General features: G+C 65.1%; 20 protein-coding genes. All 20 read right to left on the bottom strand.

All coding sequences use genetic code 11. From position 1 onward, the window contains the following. Positions 1-4: 4 nt before the first annotated feature. Positions 5-310: an NADH-quinone oxidoreductase subunit NuoK gene (nuoK, locus tag ACGVWT_RS00735; protein ID WP_017979172.1), complete on the bottom strand. Its 306-nt coding sequence runs from the start codon at positions 308-310 to the stop codon at positions 5-7. Next, positions 307-918, bottom strand: a complete 612-nt coding sequence (locus ACGVWT_RS00730; RefSeq protein WP_017979173.1) for an NADH-quinone oxidoreductase subunit J — start codon at positions 916-918, stop codon at positions 307-309. The genes nuoK and ACGVWT_RS00730 overlap by 4 nt, the downstream gene beginning before the upstream one ends. 43 nt (positions 919-961) lie before the next feature. Continuing rightward, entirely contained in the window at positions 962-1,450 is a 489-nt protein-coding gene (gene nuoI / locus ACGVWT_RS00725; RefSeq protein WP_172436196.1) for an NADH-quinone oxidoreductase subunit NuoI, read from the bottom strand. A gap of 94 nt (positions 1,451-1,544) precedes the next feature. Further along, positions 1,545-2,594: an NADH-quinone oxidoreductase subunit NuoH gene (nuoH, locus tag ACGVWT_RS00720; protein WP_315462207.1), complete on the bottom strand. Its 1,050-nt coding sequence runs from the start codon at positions 2,592-2,594 to the stop codon at positions 1,545-1,547. Beyond that, entirely contained in the window at positions 2,591-4,594 is a 2,004-nt protein-coding gene (gene nuoG, locus ACGVWT_RS00715; RefSeq protein WP_315462208.1) for an NADH-quinone oxidoreductase subunit NuoG, read from the bottom strand. Before nuoG ends, nuoH begins: the two co-directional genes overlap by 4 nt. After that, positions 4,594-5,898, bottom strand: coding sequence for an NADH-quinone oxidoreductase subunit NuoF (gene nuoF, locus ACGVWT_RS00710; RefSeq protein WP_315462209.1), 1,305 nt, complete (start codon positions 5,896-5,898; stop codon positions 4,594-4,596). Before nuoF ends, nuoG begins: the two co-directional genes overlap by 1 nt. Beyond that, positions 5,898-6,566: an NAD(P)H-dependent oxidoreductase subunit E gene (locus ACGVWT_RS00705; RefSeq protein WP_315462210.1), complete on the bottom strand. Its 669-nt coding sequence runs from the start codon at positions 6,564-6,566 to the stop codon at positions 5,898-5,900. The genes nuoF and ACGVWT_RS00705 overlap by 1 nt, the downstream gene beginning before the upstream one ends. Continuing rightward, the gene (locus ACGVWT_RS00700; RefSeq protein WP_232479821.1) at positions 6,566-6,871 is read right to left on the bottom strand and encodes a nuclear transport factor 2 family protein; all 306 of its coding nucleotides are present in this window, start codon (positions 6,869-6,871) and stop codon (positions 6,566-6,568) included. Before ACGVWT_RS00700 ends, ACGVWT_RS00705 begins: the two co-directional genes overlap by 1 nt. Before the next feature lie 29 nt (positions 6,872-6,900). Further along, positions 6,901-8,112 (bottom strand): NADH-quinone oxidoreductase subunit D, encoded by a 1,212-nt coding sequence (locus tag ACGVWT_RS00695; protein WP_207771688.1) that lies wholly within the window; start codon positions 8,110-8,112, stop codon positions 6,901-6,903. Positions 8,113-8,132: 20 nt separating this feature from the next. Then, positions 8,133-8,987, bottom strand: coding sequence for an NADH-quinone oxidoreductase subunit C (locus tag ACGVWT_RS00690; RefSeq protein WP_116462247.1), 855 nt, complete (start codon positions 8,985-8,987; stop codon positions 8,133-8,135). After that, positions 8,984-9,535, bottom strand: coding sequence for an NADH-quinone oxidoreductase subunit B family protein (locus ACGVWT_RS00685; RefSeq protein WP_017979183.1), 552 nt, complete (start codon positions 9,533-9,535; stop codon positions 8,984-8,986). Before ACGVWT_RS00685 ends, ACGVWT_RS00690 begins: the two co-directional genes overlap by 4 nt. Positions 9,536-9,540: 5 nt before the next feature. Further along, positions 9,541-9,915 carry an NADH-quinone oxidoreductase subunit A gene (locus ACGVWT_RS00680; RefSeq protein ID WP_017979184.1) on the bottom strand — a complete coding sequence of 125 codons (375 nt, stop codon included), beginning with the start codon at positions 9,913-9,915 and terminating at the stop codon, positions 9,541-9,543. Positions 9,916-10,136: 221 nt separating this feature from the next. Continuing rightward, entirely contained in the window at positions 10,137-10,949 is an 813-nt protein-coding gene (locus tag ACGVWT_RS00675; protein WP_043059730.1) for an inositol monophosphatase family protein, read from the bottom strand. Between the two features lie 148 nt (positions 10,950-11,097). Beyond that, complete coding sequence (efp, locus tag ACGVWT_RS00670; RefSeq protein ID WP_017979186.1) at positions 11,098-11,661, bottom strand: elongation factor P; 564 nt, start codon at positions 11,659-11,661, stop codon at positions 11,098-11,100. A 63-nt stretch (positions 11,662-11,724) separates the two neighbouring features. Continuing rightward, positions 11,725-12,324, bottom strand: a complete 600-nt coding sequence (locus ACGVWT_RS00665; protein WP_315462211.1) for a M23 family metallopeptidase — start codon at positions 12,322-12,324, stop codon at positions 11,725-11,727. Positions 12,325-12,475: 151 nt separating this feature from the next. Beyond that, positions 12,476-13,486, bottom strand: coding sequence for a L,D-transpeptidase family protein (locus tag ACGVWT_RS00660; protein WP_315462212.1), 1,011 nt, complete (start codon positions 13,484-13,486; stop codon positions 12,476-12,478). A gap of 140 nt (positions 13,487-13,626) precedes the next feature. Next, positions 13,627-14,310, bottom strand: a complete 684-nt coding sequence (gene thiE, locus ACGVWT_RS00655) for a thiamine phosphate synthase (protein WP_315462213.1) — start codon at positions 14,308-14,310, stop codon at positions 13,627-13,629. A 175-nt stretch (positions 14,311-14,485) separates the two neighbouring features. Continuing rightward, a complete protein-coding gene (locus tag ACGVWT_RS00650) occupies positions 14,486-15,406 on the bottom strand; it encodes a class I fructose-bisphosphate aldolase (RefSeq protein ID WP_116462251.1) in 921 nt (306 codons plus the stop codon). Positions 15,407-15,444: 38 nt separating this feature from the next. Further along, the gene (locus tag ACGVWT_RS00645) at positions 15,445-15,771 is read right to left on the bottom strand and encodes a type II toxin-antitoxin system PemK/MazF family toxin (protein WP_243402994.1); all 327 of its coding nucleotides are present in this window, start codon (positions 15,769-15,771) and stop codon (positions 15,445-15,447) included. After that, complete coding sequence (locus tag ACGVWT_RS00640; RefSeq protein WP_029720425.1) at positions 15,762-15,986, bottom strand: ribbon-helix-helix protein, CopG family; 225 nt, start codon at positions 15,984-15,986, stop codon at positions 15,762-15,764. Before ACGVWT_RS00640 ends, ACGVWT_RS00645 begins: the two co-directional genes overlap by 10 nt. Positions 15,987-16,004: the final 18 nt, after the last annotated feature.

Raw genomic sequence — 16,004 nt, 5'->3', positions numbered from 1 at the left:
GAAATCAGCCCTTCATCCGGTTGACGTCATCGACCGCGATGGTGCCGCGGCCACGGAAATAGATCACCAGGATCGCCAGCCCGATCGCCGCCTCACCCGCCGCGACGGTCAGCACGAACATCGCGAAGATCTGGCCGACCAGATCGTGGAGGAAGGCCGAGAAGGCGACGAGGTTGATGTTCACGGCGAGCAGGATCAGCTCGATCGCCATCAGGATGACGATCAGGTTCTTGCGGTTCATGAAGATGCCGAGCACCCCCATGGTGAACAGGATCGCCGCGACGACCAGATAATGCGTCAGACCAATCACAGCTGGACCCCCTGGCCGACCGTCGGCTGCGTGTTGCGCGTCGCATCCTGGGGACGGCGCGCGTTTTGGCGGGCGATATTCTGCCCGCGCACGCCGCCACGCTGGCGATGCGTCAGCACGATCGCACCGATCATCGCGACCAGCAGGACGAAGCCCGCCGCCTCGAACACAAACAGATAGCGCGTGTAGAGCAGCTGCCCCATCGCCTGGATGTTCGGCACGGTGCCGTCGATCGGCGCGATGCGCTGGCTGATCTTCAGGCCGCCGGCGCTCCACGCGCCGATGCCGATCAGGATCTCGGCGGCGAGCGCCACCGCCAGCGCCAGGCCCAGCGCCGCATAGCGTGCGAACCCGGCGCGCAGCTGCGCGACCTCGATGTCGAGCATCATGACGACGAACAGGAACAGCACCGCGACCGCGCCGACATAGACGATGACAAGCAGCATCGCGATAAATTCGGCGCCGACGAGCACCATCAGCCCAGCCGCGTTGAAGAAGGCGAGAATCAGCCACATGACCGAATGCACCGGGTTGCGCGACGAGATCGTCATCGCACCCGACCCGATCACGACGATCGCGAAGAGATAAAAGGCTATGGCCTGGATCACGAGTTGGTCGGCCCCCTCAGCCCGGAATCAAGTGCGGCGCGCATTAACGGTACGGCGCATCGGCGGCAAGGTTCGCCGCGATCGCCCGCTCCCAGCGGTCACCGTTGTCGAGGAGCTTGGCCTTGTCGTAGATCAGCTCTTCGCGCGTTTCGGTCGAAAATTCGTAGTTCGGCCCCTCGACGATCGCGTCGACCGGGCACGCCTCCTGACACAGGCCGCAATAGATGCACTTGGTCATGTCGATATCGTAGCGCGTCGTGCGCCGGCTGCCGTCGTCGCGCGGTTCGGCCTCGATCGTGATCGCCTGCGCCGGGCACACCGCCTCGCACAGCTTGCACGCGATGCAGCGTTCCTCGCCATTGGGATAGCGGCGCAGTGCATGCTCGCCGCGGAAGCGCGGCGAGATGGGATTGCGCTCGTACGGGTAGTTGATCGTCGCCTTGGGCTTGAAGAAATACTTCAGCGTGAGGGCGTGCGCCTTCACGAATTCCCACAGCGTAAACGATTTGACGAGTTGACCTACGGTCACGATCCAAACCCCATAACCCGGTCGATGGCGACGACCGTCAATCCGATAATCACGCCGCCCAGGGCACGGCGCCACAGGTTGCTGGTGAGGATGGCGCTCATAGCGGCACCCGCATCCACATCAGCACGCCCGACACCAGCAGGACCCAGAGCAGCGACAGCGGCAGGAACACCTTCCACCCCAGACGCATCAGCTGGTCGTAGCGATAGCGCGGGACGGTCGCCTTCACCCAGCTGAAGATGAAGAAGAAGATCAACATCTTCATGAAGAGGTTGATGATCCCCGGCACCCAGGTGAACGGAGCGAAGTTGAAGAACGGCAGCCAGCCACCCCAGAACAGCGTCGCGTTGAGCGCGCACATCAAGAGGACGTTGGCATATTCGCCGAGCCAGAAGAGCGCGAAGCTCATCGAGCTGTATTCGGTCTGGTACCCGGCGACGAGCTCGCTCTCCGCCTCGGTTAGGTCGAACGGTGCGCGCTGCGTTTCCGCCATCGACGAGATCAGGAACACCACCGACATCGGGAAGAGCAACGGATTGAGCACGAAGCCGTTGATCGGCAGGCCGTACAGATTCTGCTGCGCCAGCACGATCGCCGACAGGTTGAAGCTGCCCGCCCACAGCACGACGGTGACCAGGACGAAGCCGATCGCGACTTCGTAGCTGACCATCTGTGCCGCCGCACGGAGCGCCGAATAGAAGGGGTATTTCGAGTTGGACGCCCAGCCCGACAGGATGATCCCGTAGACGCCCAGCGACGAGGCTGCGAGTACGTAGAGCAGGCCGACGTTGATGTCGGACAGCACCACGCCCGCGCCGAACGGCACCACCGCCCAGACGATCAGCGCCACCGTGAAGGTGATGATCGGCGCCAGCAGGAACAGCGTTCGATTGGCCGCGGCCGGCACGATCGTTTCCTGCAGGAAGACCTTGAGGCCGTCGGCGAACGACTGAAGCAGGCCGAGCGGGCCGACGACGTTCGGACCGCGACGCAGCGCCATCGCCGCCCAGATCTTGCGATCGGCATAAATGATCATCGCGACCGCCAGCATCAGCGGCAGCGCAATGACCAGGATACCGATGATGGTCGAGACGAACCACGCCCAGCCATAGGGCAGCCCGACCGTGGTGTTGAAGAATTCGGTCACTCCGCCGCCTCCGCGAACGTCTCGCCATGGACCAGTTCGGCCGAGCAGCGCTGCATCGTCGGGGACGCGCGGCAGATGGCGTTGGTCAGATAAAAGTCCTTGATCGGATAGCCGGAAAGGCTCCCCTGCCCCGCGCCATCCAGCGCCGGCGGGTTCCATTCATAGCCGGCCAGCTGACCGACATGGCGCAGCGCCGGCACCTCGGTTGCCATCGCTTCACGAAGGCCAGCAAGCGTGTCGAACGGCAGCGTGTGGCCCAGTACTTCCGACAAGGCGCGGAAGATCGTCCAGTCTTCGCGCGCATCGCCCGGTGCGAACACCGCGCGCTCGCCGCGCTGAACACGGCCCTCGGTGTTGACCCAGGTGCCCGACTTTTCGGCATAGGTCGCACCCGGCAGGATCACGTCGGCATGATGCGCGCCCTGATCGCCGTGATGGCCGACATAGACCTTGAAGCCGCCGAACGCGGTGAAATCCACCTCGTCCGCGCCCAGGAAGAAGGTGACGCCCGCGTCGCGCAGATCGGCGATGCCGCCCTTCTGCGCATAGCCGAGCATCAGCCCGCCCATGCGGCTGGCGGCCATGTGAACGACGTTAAAGCCGTTCCAGCCGTCACGGACCAGGTTATAATGGTTGGCGAAGGCGAGCGCGGCGCCATGGCCACCCTTCAGCGCGCCACCACCGACGATCACCATCGGTGCCTTGGCGTCGGTGAAGATCTTGGCCGCAGCCTCCGGCAGATCGGCCAGCAGCGACAGATCCGCGCCAAGCCATTCGACCTTGTAGGTCAGCTCGGTTTCCGGCCCGATCGCGAAGACCTTCGCACCCTTTTTGATCGACTTGCGGATGCGCGTGTTGATCAGCGGCGCTTCCCAGCGAAGGTTGGTGCCGACCAGCAGGATCGCGTCCGCCTGTTCGACGCCCGCGATCGTCGTGTTGAAGTTCACCGCAGCGAGGCTGGACGTATCATAGTCCATGCCCGTCTGGCGGCCTTCGAGCTTGGACGAACCGAGCGTCGCGAGCAACGCCTTGGCGGCATACATCGTTTCGCAATCGACGAGATCGCCCGCGACCGCAGCGACATTCGATCCGGCTGCGGCAACGCGGTCCTTGATGACGCCGAACGCCTCGTCCCAGCTGACCGCGACGAGCTTGCCGTCACGGCGCACATAGGGACGATCGAGACGGCGACGCACCAGGCCATCGACGTGGTGGCGCGTCTTGTCGTGCGCCCATTCCTCGTTGACGTCCTCGTTAATGCGGGGGACGCAGCGCAGCACCTGACGGCCGCGGCTGTCGAGGCGGATGTTGGTGCCGACCGCGTCCTGGACGTCGATCGTCAGCGTCTTCTTGAGCTCCCACGGCCGCGCTTCGTAGGCGTAGGGCTTCGACGTCAGCGCACCAACCGGGCACAGATCGACCACGTTGCCGCTCAGCTCGCTCGTAACCGCCTGTTCGAGGTAGCTGGTGATCTGCATGTCCTCGCCGCGATAGATCGCGCCGATTTCCTCCACGCCAGCAACCTCTTCCGCGAAGCGGACGCAGCGGGTGCACTGGATGCAGCGGGTCATGATCGTCTTGACGATCGGCCCCATATACTTCTCGGTCACCGCGCGCTTGTTCTCGGTGTAGCGGCTGTGGCCCTTGCCGTACGCGACGGACTGGTCCTGCAGGTCGCACTCGCCGCCCTGATCGCAGATCGGGCAGTCGAGCGGGTGGTTGATCAGCAGGAATTCCATCACGCCTTCGCGCGCGTTCTTCACCATCGGAGTGGTGGTGAACACTTCCTGATTGTCTGCGGCGGGCAACGCACACGACGCCTGGGGCTTGGGCGGCCCCGGCTTCACCTCGACGAGGCACATGCGGCAATTGCCGGCGATCGACAGCCGTTCGTGGTAGCAGAAGCGCGGGATTTCCTTGCCCGCCGCCTCGCACGCCTGGAGCACGGTGGCCCCCTGCGGTACCTCGACCTCGATCCCGTCTACTTTAAGCTTCGGCATTATTCGGCAGCTTCCTGCATCGGGGCGAGATCGCCGCCGTTGCGCGAGTTGATGCGACGTTCCAGTTCCGGGCGGAAGTGGCGGATGAGGCCCTGGATCGGCCAGGCAGCAGCATCGCCGAGCGCGCAGATCGTGTGGCCTTCGACCTGCTTGGTCACCTGCTGCAGCGTGTCGATTTCGGCGATGTCGGCATCGCCGGTGCGCAGCCGCTCCATCACGCGCCACATCCAGCCGGTGCCTTCGCGGCACGGCGTACACTGGCCGCAGCTCTCGTGCTTGTAGAAGTACGAAATACGGCTGATCGCGCGGACGATGTCGGTCGACTTGTCCATGACGATGACCGCCGCGGTGCCGAGACCCGAGCCGACCGCCTTCAGACCGTCGAAGTCCATCGGGGCATCGATAATGTCCTTGGCCGGTACCAGCGGCACCGACGAGCCGCCGGGGATGACCGCCAGCAGATTGTCCCAACCGCCGCGGATACCGCCGCAATGCGTCTCGATCAGTTCACGGAAGGTCAGGCCCATCGCGTCTTCGACGACGCAGGGCTTGTTCACATGGCCGCTGATCTGGAAGAGCTTTGTGCCCTTGTTGTTCTCGCGTCCGAAGCTGGAGAACCATTCGGCGCCGCGCCGCAGGATCGTCGGGCCGACCGCGATCGATTCGACGTTGTTGACCGTCGTCGGGCAGCCATACAGGCCCGCACCCGCCGGAAACGGCGGCTTGAGGCGCGGCTGGCCCTTCTTCCCCTCGAGGCTTTCGAGCATCGCGGTCTCTTCACCGCAGATGTACGCGCCCGCGCCACGATGGACGAAGACGTCGAAGTCATAGCCCGAACCGCAGGCGTTCTTGCCGATCAGCCCGGCATCATACGCCTCCGCGACAGCCGCAAACAGCGTCTCCGCCTCGCGGATATATTCGCCGCGGATGTAGATGTAGGCCGCACGCGCACGCATCGCGAAGCCGGCGATCAGCGCGCCCTCGATCAGCTTGTGCGGATCGTGGCGGATGATCTCGCGATCCTTGCACGAACCGGGTTCGGATTCGTCGGCGTTGATGACGAGGAAGTTCGGCCGATCGGGCTTCGGCTCCTTCGGCATGAAAGACCATTTGGTGCCCGTGGGGAAGCCCGCACCGCCACGGCCGCGCAGACCCGACGCCTTGATGACGTCGATGATCGCGTCCTGGCCGAGCGCCATCAGCGCCTTGGTATTGTCCCAGTCGCCACGCTTCAGCGCCGCTGCCAAGTTCCAGGACTGGAACCCGTAGACGTTGGTGAAGATGCGATCCTTATCGGCAAGCATCAGGCCCACTCGCTCCGGTAATCGTGGTTTTCATGCGTCATCTGGGTCAGCGTCGTCGGGCCGCCTTCGGGGCAGCTCGTCTGGCGGCCGATGGTGGAGCCGGTCTTCGGCTGCTCACCCTTGGCCAGCGCCTCCAGCACCGCGATGGTGCGATCGTAGTCGAGATCCTCGTAATTGTCGTCGTTGATCTGGACCATCGGCGCGTTGGCACAGGTGCCAAGGCACTCGACCTCGGTCAGCGTGAATAGGCCGTCGGGCGTGGTCTTGCCCTTGATCAGACCCTTGTTCTTGCACGCCGCCAGCACGTCGTCCGACCCGCGCAGCATGCACGGCGTGGTCCCGCAAACCTGCACGTGATAGCGGCCGACCGGCGCGAGGTTGAACATGGTGTAGAAGGTCGCGACCTCGAACACGCGCATGTAGGGCACGCCGATCTGGCGCGCGACGAACTCGATCACCGGGACCGGCAGCCAGCCCTGCGTCTGCGTTTCCGCACCGACCTGACGCTGCGCCAGGTCGAGGAACGGGATCGATGCCGATTGCTCACGGCCCGCCGGATAGCGCGCGAGGATCTCGTTCGCCTTCTTCTGGTTCTCTTCGGTCCACGCGAAACCGCCCCAGCGTGCGCGGGTTTCGGCTTCGTCGGGGATCTGGGCTGCTTCAGCCATCAGCGGATGAACTCCACGCGCGACACCTTGTCGCCTTCAAACGAATAGACGGACATGACCTCGAACGTCTCGCCACCGGGCGCACGCTCGACCGCCTCATGCAGCACGACCGTCTCCCCCAGCTCGAACGTCGCGAGAATGTCCGCACGGTTTTGCGGATATTGCGCGAACATCGCCTTCAAGCCCGAACGCACGCCTTCCCGACCCTCGCGCAGCACGGCGCCGCGGTAGCCCGCCTCGCAGGCATCGTCGGTCATGAACGCGACATAGGCGTCGGCGTCCTGCGCATTGTAGCGCGCGATCATCTCACGCGCGATGCCGGGCCGGTCGATGCTCACCGGTCGCACTCGCCGAACACGATGTCCATCGCGCCCAGGATCGCGGTCGTATCCGCCAGCATGTGGCCCTTCGACATGAAGTCCATGGCCTGCAGATGGCTGAACGCGGTCGGGCGGATCTTGCAGCGGTAGGGCTTGTTCGATCCGTCGGCGACGAGGAACACGCCGAATTCGCCCTTGGGGCTTTCGGTCGCGACATACACTTCGCCCGCGGGGACGTGATAGCCCTCGGTGTAGAGCTTGAAGTGATGGATCAACGCTTCCATCGAGCTCTTCATCTCGGCACGCTTCGGCGGCACGACCTTGCGGTCGCTCGATGCGATCGGCCCTTCCGGCATTTCGGCGAGGCACTGCTTCATGATCCGCGCGGACTGGCGAACCTCCTCGACGCGCACCATGAAGCGGTCGTAGCAATCGCCACGCGTGCCGACCGGAATGTCGAAGTCCATGCGGGCATAGACGTCATAGGGCTGCGACTTGCGCAGGTCCCACGGAATGCCCGCGGCACGGATCATCGGGCCGGAGAAGCCCCAGGCGATCGCGTCTTCGCGGCTGACCGTCGCGATATCGACGTTGCGCTGCTTGAAAATGCGGTTGTCGGCGACCAGCGAAATCGCGTCCTCGAACAGGCGCGGCAGGCGCGTGTCGAGCCAGTCGGCGATGTCGGTCAGCAGCTTGAGCGGCACGTCCTGATGGACGCCGCCCGGACGCATGTAATTGTGATGCATGCGCGCGCCCGAGGCACGCTCGAGGAAATTGTAGCAATCCTCACGGATCTCGAACAGCCACAGGTTCGGCGTCATCGCGCCGACGTCCATGACGTGACTGCCCAGGTTGAGCATGTGGTTCGAAATACGCGTCAGCTCGGCGAAGAAGACGCGCAGATACTGGGCGCGCAACGGCACCTCGATATCCAGCAGCTTTTCGATCGCGAGCACGAACGTATGCTCCATGCACATCGGCGAGCAGTAATCGAGGCGATCGAAATACGGGATCGCCTGCGCGTAGGTCTTGTATTCGATCAGCTTTTCGGTGCCGCGATGCAGCAGGCCGACGTGCGGATCAATGCGTTCAATGATCTCGCCGTCCAGCTCCATCACGAGCCGCAACACGCCGTGCGCCGCAGGATGCTGCGGGCCGAAGTTGATCGTGTAGTTCTGGATGGTGACGTCGCCCGTCGTCGGATCGCCCGCGTCGGTGACGTGCATCAGTTCGTCGACATAGTCGCTCACTGGTTCTGTCCTTGGCCCTTGGTCGGGATCACGTCGGATTCGCCCGGCTTGCTGTCCGCCTTGTTGCCGCCATGCGCTTCGCCCGCACCAGTCTGTGCGGAGCCTTCCGCCGTGGTCTTGGCATAGGGTTCGCTGCCGGCCTTGGGCGTTTCGGTCGGCGCCTTGGCGGCATCGGCCTTGACGATCGTATCGGCCTTCAGCGGCGTCGGCGCGCCCTTGGCTTCGGGCAGCATGCCCTTCTCGTCGCCCGGCAGCACATATTGCGCGCCTTCCCACGGGCTCTGGAAGTCGAAGTTGCGGAAGTCCTGCGCCAGCTGCACCGGCTGATAGACGACACGCTTCGCCTCTTCAGAATAGCGCATTTCGACGAACCCGGAGAGCGGGAAGTCCTTGCGCTGCGGATGGCCGCGGAAACCATAGTCGGTCAGGATACGGCGCAGGTCGGCATTGCCGGTAAACAGCACGCCGTACATGTCGTACACCTCGCGCTCCAGCCAGCCGGCGACCGGCCAGATGCCCGTGACCGACGGCACCGGCTTGTCCTCGTCGGTGGCGACGTGGACGTGCAGGCGATGGTTCCGCGTCAGCGACAGCAGGCAATAGACGACCTCGAACCGCTCAGCGCGATCCGGATAGTCGACGCCGGCGATTTCCATCAGCTGCTGATATTCGAGGCCCGGCGTATCGCGCAGCTTGGTCAGCGCCTCGACGATCGCCTCACGCTCGACGTAGAGCGCAACCTCGCCGACCTGATCGACCGCGTCGATCAGCGCCGCGCCGAGCGTGGCGCGCACCGCTTCGATCGTTTCGCCGTTGAGGTTCGCCGCGAAGGCGGGAGCGGGCGCCCTCACCGTTCGATGCTCCCGCTGCGGCGGATCTTCCGCTGCAACTGCATGATGCCATAGAGCAAGGCTTCCGCGGTCGGCGGACAGCCGGGGACGTAGATGTCCACGGGCACCACGCGATCGCAACCGCGCACGACGCTGTAGCTGTAATGGTAATAGCCGCCGCCGTTGGCGCAGCTGCCCATCGAGATGACGTACTTCGGCTCCGACATCTGGTCGTAAACCTTGCGGAGTGCCGGCGCCATCTTGTTGCACAGCGTGCCCGCGACGATCATCACGTCCGACTGGCGCGGCGACGCGCGCGGTGCGGCGCCGAACCGCTCCAGGTCGTACCGCGGCATGTTGACGTGAATCATTTCGACCGCGCAGCAGGCGAGGCCGAACGTCATCCACCACAGCGAGCCGGTACGCGCCCACTGGAACAGCTCCTCGGTCGAGGTGACGAGGAAGCCCTTGTCGGTCAGCTCGCCGTTCAGGCTGTCGAAAAAGCCCTGGTCCGGCTGCACCAAAGCGGTGCCGGCGGCCGAGCGATCGAGTTCAACGGGTCCGGACATGGGGGTCATTCCCAATCCAACGCTCCCTTTTTCCAGGCGTAGACCAGGCCTAGGGCCAGTTCGCCGATGAAGATCATCATGGAGATCCATGCGGTCCAGCCGATGCTGAAAACCGAGACTGCCCAAGGATATAGGAACGCGGCTTCAAGATCGAAGATGATGAACAGGATCGCAACGAGATAAAAACGCACGTCGAACTGGCTGCGCGGATCCTCGAACGCGGGGAAGCCGCACTCATATTCCGACAGCTTCTGCTCGTTCGGCTTGTTGCTGCCGGTCAGCCGCGACACCGCCATCGGCAGGAACACGAAGGTGCTCGACAGCGCGATGGCGACGCCCAGGAACAGCAGGATCGGCAGATATTGCGACAGGTCAACCAAAGGGCATCTCGCACATGCGATAGGAATGGGGTGGCTTTAGGCCTCCGCGCCGGGTCGGGCAAGGCCGTGGGGTGTGAGAATGAATCGCAGAAAGGCGTGGTTCAGGCACGCGCCCTCACCCTTCCCACCGCCTGCGGCAGCGGGCCCCTCCCTCCCCCGATGGGAGGGGGATAAGCAGGTATAACCTGCTTGGGTAAGGTGAGGCGGAACGCCCCCTGAGATCAGCGCAGTGCGCCGGCGACCAGCTTATGCAGCTTGACGTGCAGGCCGTCGTTGGCGGCGAGAAATTCGTTCTTTTCCATCGCCCGGTCCGCACCGCGGAAGTCGGTGACATAGCCGCCGGCTTCCTTGACGAGCAGCAGGCCCGCTGCGGTATCCCAGGGCTTGAGGCCCGATTCCCAATAGCCGTCGAAGCGACCCGCCGCGACCCAGGCGAGGTCGAGCGCCGCCGAACCGAAACGGCGGATACCGGCGACTTCAGGGGCGACCGCACCGAAGATGCGGCTCCACTGGACGAAATCGCCATGGCCCAGGAACGGGATGCCGGTCGCGATCAGCGCTTCCGACAGATCGCGGCGGGCCGAAACGCGCAGTCGCTGGTCGGTCAGCCAGGCGCCGCGACCCTTTTCGGCCCAGAAGCTTTCGTCGGTCAGCGGCTGGTAGACGAGCGCGGTCGTGATCTCGCGCTTGCCGGCCGGCGTCAGCTCCTCGACGGCGATCGAGATCGCGAAATGCGGGATACCGTGGAGGAAGTTCGACGTGCCATCCAGCGGATCGATGATGAAGCGCGGCTTGTCGGGATCGCCCTTCACCTCGCCGCCCTCTTCCATCAGGAAGCCCCAGTCGGGACGCGCCTTGCGCAATTCCTCGAACAGGGTCTGCTCGGCACGCTTGTCGGCGATCGACACGAAGTCGGCAGGCCCCTTACGGCTGACCTGGAGGTGCTGAACCTCGTTGAAGTCGCGACGCAACGCGGTGCCGGCCTTGCGGGCGGCGCGCTCGATGACGGTGAAGAGGCCGGAATGGGAGGGCATGAATGTTCTCTTTAACCCCTCTCCCGCCGGGAGAGGGAGGGACCCGCCGCCGACAGGCGGTGGGAGGGTGAGGGTCGGATGAAGGCCCTGCCCTCACCCGACCTCGCTACGCTCGGCCACCCTCTCCCGATGGGAGAGGGATAATCAATCAGTCTGCGCGCCGGACGTACGTCTGCTCGTACACGTCGACGACGATGCGCGTGCCGGCACCGATATGCGGCGGCACCATCACGCGGACGCCATTGTCGAGGATCGCCGGCTTGTAGCTGGACGAGGCGGTCTGCCCCTTCACCACGGCATCCGCCTCGACGATCGTCGCTTCGATCGTGCTGGGCAGTTCAACCGAAATCGGCTTTTCGTCATACAGTTCGAGCACGACGTCCATACCGTCCTGCAGGAAGGCCGCGGCATCGCCGAGGATGCCCGCGTCGAGCGTGATCTGTTCGTAGCTTTCCTTGTCCATGAAGGTCAGCTGGTCGCCGTCGCGGAACAGATACTGGAAATCCTTGGTGTCGAGGCGGACGCGCTCGACCGTTTCCGCCGAGCGGAAGCGGACGTTGTTCTTGCGGCCGTCGATCAGGTTCTTCATCTCGACCTGCATGTACGCACCGCCCTTGCCGGGCTGCGTGTGCTGGATCTTGACCGCGCGCCAGATGCCGCCTTCATATTCGATGATGTTGCCGGGACGGATGTCCACGCCGCTGATCTTCATGGGATTGAACCTACTGGAAAGAGCGAGTTTGGCGGGCAACGAGCCACGCCGGGTGGCGGCGCTTTACCGTGCAGGCGCCGACCCGGCAAGCATCGGGAACGGATTGACGTCTTCGCCCTGATACCAGCGATCGCCGACCCCCATGCGCTGCAGGCCGAAATGGAGGTGATAATTGCCCGCACCCGCATCGCCGGTGTCGCCGACATAGGCGATCGTCTGCCCGGCCCGTACGGGCTGGCCGACGGCGATGCCCGGCGCATAGCCCGACAGATGCGCGTAATAATAGACCCAGCGGCGGTCGGGCGAGCGGATGTAGAGCGTCGTGCCGCCCCGGCCGGACTGGAACAGCTTTTCGACACGGCCAGGGGCGGCGGCGAGGACGGGGGTACCGGCAGCGGCAGGAATATCCGTGCCGTGATGCCCGCGGCTACCGCCTTCGCGGGGGTCGTTCCAGCTATCCCTGATCGTACCACGGGCAATGCCGGCGACGGGGACGGTGAGTTGGCCGCTCGGTGCAAGGACCTCGACGGCTGGTTCGGGGGCACTCACCGCAGCCGTCACGCGGCGCGCGGAGGGGTCGGCGGTGCCGAAGCGCGTCATCGCGACGAACGCCGCGACGAGCAGCACCAGGCCGGCGAAGATACCCCAGCCGAGGCGGGTCATGCGCCCTCCCCTTCGTCACCCCGGACGTTTTCCGGGGTCCATTTGGCCGCGATGGGGTGGCAGGAGGCACTTGCCGTGCCCCACCCCGCCGAGTGGACCCCGGAACGGGTTCGGGGTGATGGGGTGGCTGGGGCGACCGTCACCACCCCCCTCACGCCTGGAACACCGCCTTGGTGCCCGGCTTCACCATCTGTGCCAAACGCGCGACATCCCAATTGGTCAGGCGGATGCAGCCATGGCTTTCCGTCCGGCCGATGAGTTCGGGGTGCGGCGTGCCGTGGATGCCGTAATGCTCCTTCGACAGGTCGAGCCACACCACGCCGACCGGACCGTTCGGCCCCGGCGGCAGCAATTCCTTCTCGTCGCCCTTCTTGGCATCCCAGAACAGTGCGGGATTATAGTGGAATTTCGGGTTATAGTCCGCGCCGTAGATCTTCCACGTGCCCAGCGGCAACGGATCGTGCTCCGATCCCATGGTGGCGCTGAACTGCGCGATCAATTTGTCATTCTTGTCGAGGACGCGCAGCACCTTGTCCGATTTGTCGACGACGATGTGGTCGGCGACCGGCTGGTTGGCATCGACATTGAGCATGTTGAGCGTCTGGCGCCAATGATCGGGCAGCTTGGCGTCGTAATTGCGCGATGCGGGCAGCGCGTTGGGGACGACGATCGTGTTGCCGACCTTCAGCCGCGTTGAGGGGGAATTGAGCGCGATCAGCGTCTCGGGGCTGGTGTGGAACATCTCCGCCAGCTTTTCCATCGGCGTCGCATAGCCGAGCGTCGGCAGCTTCGCCTGTTCGCCATAATCCTTGGGCAGCGGGTTGATATAAGGGCCGGCGAGCGCCTCGCGCGTCAGCATGAACCGTGCGGTCGGGCGCTTGGCGCGATAGGGATAGAGCGCCGCAAGCGTCGCGGCGTCGGGCTTGCCGGTCTTGGGTAGGCCCTTGGCCTCCTGGAAGCCCTTCAGCGCGGCCGTGAGCGACTGGCCGCCCCTGCCGTCGAGCAAGCCCGGGCCGAAGCCGAGCGAATCGAGGATGACCTGGACGTGAAGCAGATTGCGGTCGACGGGCTTGGCCGCCGGGGCGGCTTGCGGCGCTTGTGCCGTCGCCGACGCGGCGAGCGCGGCGCCCGCCAAAAGAACCGTGGTGAGTGCCGCCTTCATCAATCCGCTCCCTGACCGTTACGCAGGCGGATCAACGGGCGGAGGGGCTAAGGGTTTCGTGGAACAGTGGTTTTGTGCGGAGCACTTCGCTGCCATCCATCGTCACCCCGGAAGAAGTCCGGGGTGACGGGATAAACGGTTCAGCCGTTCAGAACCTTTGCAAACGCAGCCACGGCAGCGGCCTCGTCGCCATTCCACACCGCGCCGGACACGGCGAGGAAGTCCGCACCCGCAGCGACCAGCGGCGCGGCATTGTCTGGCGTGATGCCGCCGATCGCGACGCTCGGCAGTTCGAACATCGACGCCCACCAGGACAGGATCGACGGTTCCGGCACGTGCTTCACCGCTTTGGTCGTGGTCGGATAGAAGGCGCCGAATGCGACATAGTCCGCCCCGCCCTCGCCCGCTTCCATGGCGAGGTGCCGGCTGTCGTGGCAGGTCACGCCGATCTGGACATTGGGCCCCAGCGCATCACGCGCTTCCCGCGGATCGCCGTCATCCTGACCCAGATGCACGCCGTCGGCGCCGAGGCGCTTGGCGAGCGAGATGCTGTCGTTGACGATGAACGCGACCTCGCGGTCCGCACACAGACGCTGAAGCGGTTCGGCCAGCTTCGCGGCGGCGTGCTGATCGATATCCTTCACACGGAACTGGAAGGCGGCGACGGGCCCCGCGTCGAGCGCGCGGGCCAGTCGGTCGGCGAAGCCACCCGAGACGTCGAGCGGCGAGATCAGGTAGAGCTGGCACGGCGGCCGGCGGTCGTCACGGCGGAACTGCGCCGCAAATTCGGGGTCGAGGGGGCCAAGCGGATCGTCTTCGGTCATGCCCGGCCCCTACCCCGATTGCCGCCGCGACGAAAGCCGCGGAAAGCCTCGTGCGAATGTACCGGAAGTCACGTTTGCGAGGCGGTGCCGGCCCGCGCCCCCTTCCCGGCCACCCACACGGTATCTTGATGGGTGGCAGGGAGGACGAGCGGACCGGCACCGCCCGATCAAACCCTTACGCCTCGCCCTTGTAGATCGCGACGAGCTTGGCCAGCATCTCCAGCGCGTCTTCGCGGCTGCGCTGGAAGGTGTTGCGGCCGATGATCGAGCCGTTGCCGCCACCCGCCAGGATGTCGCGCGCGTCCTGATAGACCGCGTCGGCGCCCTTGGCGGCACCGCCCGAGAAGACGACGATACGACGACCGGCGAAGCTCGACTGAACGACGTGGCGGACGCGGTCCGCCTGGTTCGACCAGTCGGTGCCCTCATACGCCTTCTTGGCTTCGTCCTGCTCGATATGCGCCGACGGCAGCTTCACCTTGATAATGTGCGCGCCGAGCAGCGCCGCCATGTGGGCGGCATAGGCGCCGACGTCGAGCGCGAGCTCGCCGTCCTTGCTGAGTTTGCCGCCGCGCGGATAGCTCCAGATGACGGTCGCGATGCCGACAGCCTTCGCCTCTTCCGACAGTTCGCGAATCTCTTCCATCTGCTCGAAAATCTGGTCCGAGCCGGGGTAGATGGTGAAGCCGATCGCCGCACAGCCGAGGCGCACCGCATCGCCGACGCTCGCCGTCACCGCCTGGTCGATGCTGGTCGCCCAGCTATTCGAGCTGTTGACCTTCAGGATCGTCGGGATCTGGCCGGCGAAGGTGTCGGCACCCGCCTCGAGCGGGCCAAGCGGCGCGGCATAGGCCGAAAGGCCGGCGTCCACCGCCATCTGATAGTGATAATGCGGGTCGTAGGCCGGCGGATTCACCGCGAACGAGCGCGCCGGGCCGTGTTCGAAGCCCTGATCGACGGGCAGGATGATGAGCTTGCCGGTGCCGCCCAGCTTGCCCTGCATCAGGATGCGGGCGAGGTTCGCCTTCACCGCGGGGCTGGTGGCTTCATACTTGTCGAGGATCGCCTTGACGGCGGGCGTGACGGTCGTGGTCATGGATGGCTCCTTCGGGGGCACGTCGTGAAATGGGGTCGTCAGAGCATCAGCCAGCGCCGCAGCGCCTGGTCGATCTGCTCCATGCGGGTGGGGCTGGCATCGCCGATCACCGCGGTGATACGCTCGCGGGCGACGCTGGTGATCCGGTCGACCTCCACCTCGCACTCGGCGGTCAGGCCATTGTGTTCCCGGGGTGACATCACGACGCGGAACAGCGCCTCGCCCCCGATCACCGAGGTGAGCGGGCAAACGGTGATCGTCGCGTGCGTCGCGTTGAACAGATCCGACTGGACGACGACACACGGCCGCGCCGGCGCGCCGTCGGGTCCATCGACCAACACGATGCCGCCATGCCTTATTTCCACGCGCGCGCATCCTGCCAGAAGATCACATCGTCGCTCGATGCGCGTTGCGATGCGCGGGTCGACTGGCGGCGGGCCTCGCGGCGATAGGCGTCGTCGTGCAGGTCGACGTAGCGACGCACCGCCTCGCGCGCGATGTCGCTTTTGCTGCGACCCTGCGTGCGCGCGACCGCGGCGAGCCGCTCTTCCAATTCGGTGTCGAGGCGCACTCCGAGCATGCCAGCTCCCTGCCTGTT

It is taken from the genome of Sphingomonas sp. S6 (assembly GCF_043498045.1).
Classification (GTDB): Bacteria; Pseudomonadota; Alphaproteobacteria; order Sphingomonadales; family Sphingomonadaceae; genus Sphingomonas.
Note: the sequence above shows the minus strand (reverse complement) of the source record. Positions and strands in the feature narration are given on the sequence as shown.

Bases quoted from the DNA above. Each gene is read 5' to 3' on its own strand.
- nuoG (WP_315462208.1), bottom strand. From the start codon at position 4,594: ATGCCGAAGCTTAAAGTAGACGGGATCGAGGTCGAGGTACCGCAGGGG.
- nuoF (WP_315462209.1), bottom strand. From the start codon at position 5,898: ATGCTTGCCGATAAGGATCGCATCTTCACCAACGTCTACGGGTTCCAG.
- ACGVWT_RS00705 (WP_315462210.1), bottom strand. From the start codon at position 6,566: ATGGCTGAAGCAGCCCAGATCCCCGACGAAGCCGAAACCCGCGCACGC.
- ACGVWT_RS00700 (WP_232479821.1), bottom strand. From the start codon at position 6,871: ATGATCGCGCGCTACAATGCGCAGGACGCCGACGCCTATGTCGCGTTC.
- ACGVWT_RS00695 (WP_207771688.1), bottom strand. From the start codon at position 8,112: ATGCACGTCACCGACGCGGGCGATCCGACGACGGGCGACGTCACCATC.
- ACGVWT_RS00685 (WP_017979183.1), bottom strand. From the start codon at position 9,535: ATGTCCGGACCCGTTGAACTCGATCGCTCGGCCGCCGGCACCGCTTTG.
- ACGVWT_RS00675 (WP_043059730.1), bottom strand. From the start codon at position 10,949: ATGCCCTCCCATTCCGGCCTCTTCACCGTCATCGAGCGCGCCGCCCGC.
- efp (WP_017979186.1), bottom strand. From the start codon at position 11,661: ATGAAGATCAGCGGCGTGGACATCCGTCCCGGCAACATCATCGAATAT.
- ACGVWT_RS00665 (WP_315462211.1), bottom strand. From the start codon at position 12,324: ATGACCCGCCTCGGCTGGGGTATCTTCGCCGGCCTGGTGCTGCTCGTC.
- ACGVWT_RS00660 (WP_315462212.1), bottom strand. From the start codon at position 13,486: ATGAAGGCGGCACTCACCACGGTTCTTTTGGCGGGCGCCGCGCTCGCC.
- thiE (WP_315462213.1), bottom strand. From the start codon at position 14,310: ATGACCGAAGACGATCCGCTTGGCCCCCTCGACCCCGAATTTGCGGCG.
- ACGVWT_RS00650 (WP_116462251.1), bottom strand. From the start codon at position 15,406: ATGACCACGACCGTCACGCCCGCCGTCAAGGCGATCCTCGACAAGTAT.
- ACGVWT_RS00640 (WP_029720425.1), bottom strand. From the start codon at position 15,986: ATGCTCGGAGTGCGCCTCGACACCGAATTGGAAGAGCGGCTCGCCGCG.